General features: G+C 70.4%; 5 protein-coding genes and 1 pseudogene. 1 reads left to right on the top strand and 5 read right to left on the bottom strand.

The window, feature by feature from the left end:
• Nucleotides 1-140: 140 nt before the first annotated feature.
• The 5 genes and pseudogenes from Q0L15_RS13900 to Q0L15_RS13880 all read right to left on the bottom strand — a co-directional run.
• Nucleotides 141-296, bottom strand: a pseudogene (locus Q0L15_RS13900) (endonuclease NucS domain-containing protein); the annotation flags it as partial.
• 28 nt (nt 297-324) lie between these two features.
• On the bottom strand, nt 325-522 hold the full coding sequence (locus Q0L15_RS13895) for a hypothetical protein (RefSeq protein ID WP_296605044.1): 198 nt from the start codon (nt 520-522) through the stop codon (nt 325-327).
• A gap of 97 nt (nt 523-619) precedes the next feature.
• On the bottom strand, nt 620-793 hold the full coding sequence (locus Q0L15_RS13890; RefSeq protein ID WP_296605043.1) for a hypothetical protein: 174 nt from the start codon (nt 791-793) through the stop codon (nt 620-622).
• Nucleotides 794-872: 79 nt separating this feature from the next.
• Nucleotides 873-1,559, bottom strand: coding sequence for an endonuclease NucS (gene nucS / locus Q0L15_RS13885; RefSeq protein WP_296605042.1), 687 nt, complete (start codon nt 1,557-1,559; stop codon nt 873-875).
• Between the two features lie 68 nt (nt 1,560-1,627).
• Nucleotides 1,628-3,184, bottom strand: coding sequence for a methyl-accepting chemotaxis protein (locus Q0L15_RS13880; protein ID WP_296605041.1), 1,557 nt, complete (start codon nt 3,182-3,184; stop codon nt 1,628-1,630).
• A 170-nt stretch (nt 3,185-3,354) separates the two neighbouring features.
• Between Q0L15_RS13880 and Q0L15_RS13875 the strand changes: the two genes are divergently transcribed.
• A partial coding sequence (locus Q0L15_RS13875) for a 3-hydroxyacyl-CoA dehydrogenase family protein (protein ID WP_296605040.1) occupies nt 3,355-4,342 on the top strand: 988 nt, incomplete at its 3' end.

The raw sequence follows: 4,342 nt of genomic DNA, 5'->3' as shown, positions 1-4,342 counted from the left end.
CGCAGACCATCAGGCGCCCACCGCCGCACCCACCGCCCTGCGTCGGCTGCGGGGACCTCGACCGGTGCGATTGCTGGCGGCGCTCGCCGAGGAGGTCAGAAGAGGCGGTGGCTCGGGTCGTCCAGGCCGCGCAGCGCGTCCTAGTCGACGACCGCGCAGGAGATGCCGCGGTCGGTGGCCAGCACCCGAGCCTGAGGCTTGATCTCCTGGGCGGCGAAGATGCCGCGGACCGGTGCCAGCAGCGGGTCGCGGTTGAGCAGCTCGAGGTAGCGGGTCAGCTGCTCGACGCCGTCGATGCAGTCCTTGACCGCCGCTTGGGGCACATCACAGGACGCGAGGTACCGCGAACAGGAAGACGCCGTTCGAGACTTCGTCGGCGGCAAACCTCGCAGCCCCATCGGCGGCGTCGATCTCTACGACCGGCAGCGACCGCTGGTTTCCGTAGAGCGGGTCGGTCACTCGGATCGACTCGCCGGTGGTTCGCCAGTCCAGGTCCCACAGGTCGTCCGGTAGGTCCGGCACTCAGTCGGCGTAGGAACGACCACCGACCAGCGTCCAGCCAGGTGTGTCCGGCGGTCCGAGCTTCGTCATGACCCGAGATCCGTGCAGACGGTGGAGCTCACGATGGCTCTGGAAGTCGCCGGACGACCTCGTTGAGGGTGTTCTCGATGCGATCGAAGCGCCGGGTGTGCTCGTCCTGGGTGGACCTGACCTCGGTGATGAGCTCGTAGATCGATTCCTTGTCGTTCTCGAGCCGGGTCACGCGGCGACTCATGTTGGGATCGCTCGTCATGCCCGTCACCGTATGTCGGGTTCTCGAGAGCCGCCAGCGACGTGGCGGACGCCTGTGGACGGCATCGACCGCCTACCCATCAGAACAAGCGTGCAGTCGGGTCGTCCAGGCCACGCAGGGCGTCGTAGTCGACCAAGGCGCAGGCGATGCCCTTGTCTCCCGCGAGGACCCGGGCCTGCGGCTTGATCTCTTGGGCGGCGAGGATCCCGCGCACCGGCCCCTTGCTCGTCAGCAAGGGATCGCGGTTCAGCAGATCCAGATATCTCTCCAGCTGAAGAACCCCGTCGATCTCGCCGCGGCGCTTGATCTCGACCGCGACGCTGCGCCCCTCGGCGTCCTTGCACATCAGGTCGACCGGACCGATGGCGGTGGGGTACTCGCGGCGCACGAGCGTCAGCCCGGGGGAGAGGGTGGCCGGGTGCTCGGCGAGCAGCTCCTGGAGGTGCTTCTCGACACCGTCCTTCTGCAGGCCCGGATCGACGCCCAGCTCGTGGAGCGACTCGTGCAGGACCTCCTCGATGAGGATCCGGAGGGTGTCGTCGCTCTTCGGGTTGGTGACCGTCCACTCGACCTGGCCGTCGTCGGTGGTGCCCTCACGGAACGTGCAGGGCGGGGACATCCAGTTCAGCGGCTTGTAGGAACCGCCGTCGGAGTGGACCAGGACCGACCCGTCGGCCTTGATCATGAGCACCCGCGTCGCCATCGGGAGGTGGGCGGTCAGCCGTCCGGCGTAGTCGACCTGGCAGCGGGCAACGACCAATCTCACGAGCACACCTCAGCACCACGACGGATCCGACCGGAGCAGCGTAAGGGACGGTGCGCCCGGGAACGCGCTCAGCCGCGGCAGGCCCACCGGGCGATCTCCTCGGCCTCGGCCATCGAGGCGACCTCCACCATCTGGAAGCCGAGACCGTCGTGGCCCTCCTGCCAGCCCTTGTTCGCGAGGTCGGCGACCGCGCTGCGAGGGACGACCGTGACGAACGCCTTCATCGTCGTGCGCTCCAGGAGCGGCACGAAGTCCTCGCCGATCCAGCGGTTCATCTCGGCCGAGTAGGCACCCACGGCCTCGCGGGAGTCGACGACCACGGTGCGCAGGGCGTGCTGCCGGATCAGCTCCAGCTGCTTGCCCAGAGCGGGCTTCACGGCCTGGTCCTGGTAGCGCAGCCACCGGACCACGACCGCCTGCAGGTCCGGAGCGTGCGTGACCGACACGACGCCGTCGACCTCGAGCGCGACCCCTCCGCGTGTCCCGATGTCGTGGACGACGACCTCCAGCTCCGGCAGCCGGAACCGGTCGGCGACCGCGCCCAGGTCGGAGGAGAGGCTGGAGAGCTCGCCCGCGGCCCTCCGGGTGTTCGTGAGCTGCTCCATGGCCAGGGCCGTCGAGGCGGCCACCGATCCGACGGTGTCGGCGATCTGCTGCGACCCGTCGGCCGCCTCGAGGAGGCGCCGGCTCATCTCCGCGGTGGTCGCCGCCTGCTCCTCGATCGCGCTCGAGATCGTCGCCTGGTAGTCGGCGAACCGTGCGACGACCTCCTGCGTGCGCTCGAGGGACGCGACGGCCGCCCGGCTGCCGTCCTGGAGGGCGCCGACCTGCTCGCTGATGTCCTCCGTGGCGCGCGCGGTCTCCTGGGCGAGGCCCTTGACCTCGCTGGCCACCACGGCGAAGCCCTTGCCGGCCTCACCGGCGCGAGCAGCCTCGATCGTCGCGTTGAGGGCCAGGAGGTTCGTCTGCCCGGCGATCGCGGTGATGAGCCGGACGACGTCGCCGATCCGCTCGCTCGCGCCGTCGAGCTCCGCCATCACCGCGGCCGCCTCGGCCGCCATCGAGACGGCCTCCTGGGCGACGGCGACGGCCTCGGTGACGTTGCGGGCGATCTCGGTCACCGAGTCGCTCATCTCCCGGGCCCCCGTCGAGACGGCGGCGACGTTGCTCGACACGACGCCGGCGGCACTGCTCACCTCGGCTGCCCGCGTCGAGGTCTCCGCGAAGGTCTGGCCCATCGCCTCGGCGTTGGCGGCCACCGACTCCGCGGTCCCGTTGAGGGACCCCACCGAGTCGGCGACGTCGCGGATCGCGACGCGGGTCCGGTCGCCGACCGTCGCGAGCGCCTGGGCGAGCGGCCCGTCGGGCCCCTCGGTCCGCACCCGGGTCAGGTCGCCGTCGGCGAGTGCCTCGACGTACGTCGAAGCGCGGGTCCACGGGGCGATCACCTGTCGGTCCAGGACCACCGCGGTGGCCAGGGTCAGGGCCGCGGAGGCCATCAGCAGCGCGAGCAGCCCGGAGCCGTCGACGAGCAGGGCCGCGACGACCTGCAGGACCACGAGGACGCCGAGCGTGCCGGCGACCAGGGCGCGGAGCGGGCGTTCGGGCGACGCGTCACGCGGCATGGGAGTCCCTTCGTTCGCAACGACGTCGGAGGGCATGCACCGACAGTCACCCTTTCGGCAAGGTGGGCGTCGACCTGAGACGAATGGGGCGACGGACGGCCGCGTAAGTTACTGGCGGGTGAACTAAGTCACGGTGACCGGCCTCTCCGGCCCGTGGCACGATGCGCGGCATGACCAGCACCCCCGAGACTCCCGCGTCCGGCGCCCCGCGTCCGTTCACCACCATCGGCGTCATCGGCCTGGGCACGATGGGTGCCGGCATCGCCGAGGTCTTCGCCCGCGCCGGGCACGCCGTGGTCGGCGTCGAGAAGGACGACGACTCCCTGGCGCGCGGCCGGCAGTACCTCGAGCACTCCACCGCCCGCGCGGTGAAGCGCGAGAAGATGACCGAGGGCGAGAAGACCGAGCTGCTCGACCGGATCACGTTCACCACCTCGCTCGCGGACCTGGCCGACGCCGGGTTCGTCATCGAGGCGGTCGTGGAGTCGATCGAGATCAAGAAGGCGATCTTCCGCGAGCTCGACACGATCGTGTCCCCGGAGGCGATCCTCGCCACCAACACCTCCTCGCTGTCGGTCACCGAGATCTCCACGGCCAACTCTCGCCCGGGCCGGGTCGTGGGCGTCCACTTCTTCAACCCCGCGCCGGTGCAGGCGCTGGTCGAGGTGGTGCGCACCGTCGTCACCGAGCCGTCGGTGCTCGACGACGTGACCGCGCTGGTGACCAGCCTCGGCAAGTCGCCGGTCGTGTGCGGTGACAAGGCGGGATTCATCGCCAACACCCTGCTGTTCGGCTACCTCAACCACGCCGTGGCGATGTACGAGGGCAAGTACGCCTCCCGCGAGGACATCGACGCCGCCATGCGCTACGGCTGCGGCTACCCGATGGGCCCGCTGGCGCTGCTGGACCTGATCGGCCTCGACACGGCGTACGAGATCCTCGAGACGATGTACCACCAGGGCCGCGACCGGCTGCACGCGCCGACGCCGCTCCTCAAGCAGATGGTCACCGCCGGCATGCTGGGTCGCAAGACGGGCCGCGGCTTCTACACCTACGAGACCCACGACAGCCCCGTCGTGGTCCCCGACGACCGGACCCCGTCCGCCGACGAGCAGCCGACCTTCCGGCACGAGATCGCCAAGGTCGGCGTCGTCGGCA

This window comes from Nocardioides sp. (assembly GCF_024509035.1).
GTDB lineage: Bacteria > Actinomycetota > Actinomycetes > Propionibacteriales > Nocardioidaceae > Nocardioides.
This window is presented reverse-complemented; position numbering and strand designations above follow the sequence as displayed.

What these genes read in the sequence shown, in the direction of transcription:
- Q0L15_RS13890 (WP_296605043.1), bottom strand. Translation starts at nt 793, where the DNA reads ATGACGAGCGATCCCAACATGAGTCGCCGCGTGACCCGGCTCGAGAAC.
- Q0L15_RS13880 (WP_296605041.1), bottom strand. Translation starts at nt 3,184, where the DNA reads ATGCCGCGTGACGCGTCGCCCGAACGCCCGCTCCGCGCCCTGGTCGCC.